4 protein-coding genes are annotated in these 3,142 nt (G+C 73.8%); all 4 read right to left on the reverse strand.

Features of this window, described 5'->3' with window-relative positions; translation table 11 throughout:
* Nucleotides 1-203, reverse strand: a 203-nt coding sequence (locus ABEB16_RS19235; RefSeq protein ID WP_345713818.1) for a histone-like nucleoid-structuring protein Lsr2, incomplete at its 3' end; no start/stop codon positions are given.
* A 96-nt stretch (nucleotides 204-299) separates the two neighbouring features.
* The gene (locus ABEB16_RS19240) at nucleotides 300-464 is read right to left on the reverse strand and encodes a hypothetical protein (protein WP_345713819.1); all 165 of its coding nucleotides are present in this window, start codon (nucleotides 462-464) and stop codon (nucleotides 300-302) included.
* Nucleotides 465-510: 46 nt separating this feature from the next.
* Nucleotides 511-2,040 (reverse strand): lysine--tRNA ligase, encoded by a 1,530-nt coding sequence (gene lysS / locus ABEB16_RS19245; protein WP_345713820.1) that lies wholly within the window; start codon nucleotides 2,038-2,040, stop codon nucleotides 511-513.
* Between the two features lie 57 nt (nucleotides 2,041-2,097).
* The gene (gene panC / locus ABEB16_RS19250) at nucleotides 2,098-2,952 is read right to left on the reverse strand and encodes a pantoate--beta-alanine ligase (RefSeq protein WP_345713821.1); all 855 of its coding nucleotides are present in this window, start codon (nucleotides 2,950-2,952) and stop codon (nucleotides 2,098-2,100) included.
* Between the last annotated feature and the right edge of the window lie 190 nt (nucleotides 2,953-3,142).

Here is a 3,142-nt window from a genome sequence, read left to right on the forward strand (position 1 = left end):
GCCGCCGCGCGCCGCGCGCCGGTGCGACCGCCCACGCGGCGGGCGTGCCCGATCCAGGGGGCGAAGGCGTCCCGCAGCGCACCGGCGTGCTCGTCGGAGAGGTCGATCTCGTAGCTCACGCCGTCCAGGGCGAAGGACACCGTCTCCGCCGCCTCACCGCCGTCGACGTCGTCCACGAGGAGGACCTGGACCTTCTGCGCCATCAGGTTCTTCTTCCTTTTCACGTGCGCTCGCGCACCGATCGGCGGGGAAATGCTTCACCGTGATGATGGCGATTTACCCGCGAAATGTCAAAAGAGTCAGCGCGCAGAACCGCCGGCGTCTCCACCCGATTCACGCGACTCTTTCTCCAGGCGCGCCAGCGCCGCGCGTTCACGGCGGTCACCGTGGATCATCGCGCGCACCACGACGAGAAAGAGGATGAGGATGCCCAGCGACGGCAGCACGGCTTTGACGACGTCCACGCGCCCAGCCTAGGTCAGCGCACCGCCGCCGCGGGCCCGGCGCGTCTCAGCGGGGCTTCACGAGCGGGAAGAGGATCGTCTCGCGGATCCCCAGCCCGGTCAGCGCCATGAGCAGCCGGTCGATGCCCATGCCCATCCCACCGCTCGGGGGCATGCCGTGCTCCTGCGCGGCGAGGAAGTCCTCGTCCACCCGCATCGCCTCGTCGTCACCCAGCGCACCGAGGCGGGCCTGCGCCTCGAAGCGCTCGCGCTGCACCACGGGGTCCACCAGCTCCGAGTAGCCCGTCGCCAGCTCGAAGCCGCGCACGTACAGGTCCCACTTCTCCACCACGCCCTCGACGCTGCGGTGGGCGCGGGTCAGCGGCGACGTCTCCACCGGGAAGTCCCGCACGAACGTGGGCGCGTGCAGGGTGCCCGCGACCCGGTGCTCCCACAGCTCCTCGACGAGCTTGCCGTGCCCCCAGCGGACCTCGTCGACGGCGACGCCCAGCCCGGCCGCGACCCGCCGCAGCTCCCCCACCGGGGTGGCCGGGGTGATCTCCTCCCCCAGCGACGCCGACAGCGACGGGTACATGGAGATGCTCGCCCACTCCCCGCCCACGTCGTAGCCGGAACCGTCGGCCAGCGTCACCACCTGGGTGCCGAAAGCGGTCTGGGCCGCCTCCTGGACGAGGTCCTTCGTGAGCCGCGCGACGGAGTCGTAGTCGCCATAGGCCTCGTACGCCTCGAGCATCGCGAACTCCGGCGAGTGCGTGGAGTCCGACCCCTCGTTGCGGAAGTTCCGGTTGATCTCGAAGACGCGCTCGATGCCGCCGACCACGCAGCGCTTGAGGAACAGCTCCGGCGCGATGCGCAGGTACAGGTCGATGTCGAAGGCGTTGGAGCGCGTCACGAAAGGCCGCGCCGCGGCGCCGCCGGGCTGGGTCTGCAGCATCGGGGTCTCGACCTCGACGAAATCGCGCCCGTGCAGGCTCTGGCGCACCGCGCGCACCACGTCCGCGCGGGCCCGCACGGTGCGGCGGGCCTCCTCCCGGACGACGAGGTCGACGTAGCGCTGCCGGACGCGGCTCTCCTCCGACAGCTCCTTGTGCAGCACCGGCAGCGGGCGCAGCGCCTTGGCGGCCATCTGCCACTCCTCGGCCAGGACCGACAGCTCACCGCGCTTGGAGGAGATCACCCGGCCCCGCACGAACACCACGTCGCCGAGGTCGACGTCGGACTTCCACCGCTCCAGGGCCTGCGCGCCGACCCCGTCGAGGGAGACCATCGCCTGCAACCGCGTGCCGTCGCCCTCCTGCAGCGTGGCGAAGGCCAGCTTGCCGGTGCCGCGGGCGAAGACGACGCGGCCGGCGACGCCCACGACGTCGTCGGTCTCCTCCCCCGCCTGCAGCTGCGCCCACCGCTCCCGCACCTGCGCCAGGGAGTGGGTGCGGGGCACGGCGACCGGGTAGGGGTCGCGACCCTCGGCGAGCAGCCGGTCCCGCTTCTCCCGCCGGACGCGCACCTGCTCGGGCAGGGTGTCGTCGGCGTCCTCGCCGGGGGTGGTCGTGGGGTCGACGGAGGTGTCCTGGCTCACCCGGCAAGGCTATCCGCGCGGCGGCGCCGCCCCGGACCCGTGGAACGGGCGGCGGGCTCAGGTCCCGCTGCCGATGGTGAGCGGGACGTTGTCGATGAGCCGGGTGGAGCCCACCTTCGCCGCCACCGCGAGCAGCGCCTCCCCGCGGTGGTGCTCCGGCACGTCCTGCAGCGTCACGGGGTGCACGAGCGCGAGGTAGTCCACCCGGGCGGCCGGCTCGGCGAGCAGCACGTCGCGGGCGGCGCGGCGCACGGCGCTGGGGCCCTCCGCGGCGACCTCGGCGCCCGCGCGCAGGCTGCGGCTCAGCGAGAGCGCCACCTCGCGGTCGAACGGGGTGAGGTAGGTGTTGCGGCTGGACAGCGCGAGGCCGTCGTCCTCCCGCACGGTGGGCACCCCCACGACCTCCACGGGCACGTCGAGGTCGCGCACCATGCGCCGCACCAGGAGCAGCTGCTGGGCGTCCTTCTGCCCGAAGTACGCCTGGTCGGCGCGCGTGAGGTGCATGAGCTTGCAGACGACCGTGAGCACCCCGTCGAAGTGCCCCGGCCGGCTGGCGCCCTCCAGCACGGTGCCCAGCTGCCCGGCGCTGACCCGGATGCCCGGGTCGCCCTCGGGGTAGACGACGTCGGGACCGGGGGCGAAGACGGCGTCGACGCCCTCGGCCCGGCACAGCTCGAGGTCGGCGTCGAGGGTGCGCGGGTAGCGGGCCAGGTCCTCCCCGCGGCCGAACTGCAGCGGGTTGAGGAAGATCGTCACCAGCACGCTGGTGGCCCGCCGCCGCGCCTCGCGCACCAGGGCCGCGTGCCCGCGGTGCAGCGCACCCATCGTCATGACGACCGCGACCGGTCCTTCCAGCGCACGCCGCGCGGCCACCAGCTCGGCCCGCGTGCGCGCCACGACGAGGTCGCTCACCCGTTGTTCCTCCCGTCGGCGCCCCGGGGCGCCCTCACGACAGCGGAGGCCGCAGCGCCTCCCGCACGGCCGCCGCGGCCGCGGGTGCCAGCCTGCCGGATTCCTCGGCGCGGTCGAGGGCCGCCCCCGCCACCTGGGCGTAGACGGCCGCGGTGCCGGTGCCGACGCGCTCGGGCAGCACGGCGACGAG

The sequence above is a fragment of the Kineococcus glutinatus genome (assembly GCF_039542765.1).
In the GTDB taxonomy this organism is placed as follows: Bacteria; Actinomycetota; Actinomycetes; order Actinomycetales; family Kineococcaceae; genus Kineococcus_A; species Kineococcus_A glutinatus.